We start from the raw sequence: 270 nt of genomic DNA on the forward strand, positions 1-270 counted from the left end.
TCGGCGCGGTCGCCGATCAGCCGGACCGGCCGTGCTTGGCCATCCGGCAGCTGTGATCCATCAGGTACTCGGCGCTGGCCTCCGGCTCCCGATAGGCCAACAGAATCATCCCGCCCCGCGGATCCCCGGGATCGGCCTCCACCGCCGCGAAGCTCGCGTCGTGCAGCCGGCCCTGCCAGCCGGGCACGCGGGCCAGCGCGGCGAACGGGTTGAACGCCGCCATCGCGTCCGCCGGGACCCGCATGGCGACGTAGGACACCTCCTCGAGCG

1 protein-coding gene is annotated in these 270 nt (G+C 73.3%); it reads right to left on the reverse strand.

Annotated features, from left to right (window positions below):
• Positions 1-16: 16 nt before the first annotated feature.
• Positions 17-270: CDP-diacylglycerol diphosphatase (locus KZZ06_RS20870; protein ID WP_219581872.1), on the reverse strand; the 254-nt coding region annotated here is incomplete at its 5' end.

The sequence above is a fragment of the Sulfitobacter sp. CW3 genome (genome assembly GCF_019392245.1).
Taxonomy (GTDB): domain Bacteria; phylum Pseudomonadota; class Alphaproteobacteria; order Rhodobacterales; family Rhodobacteraceae; genus Sulfitobacter.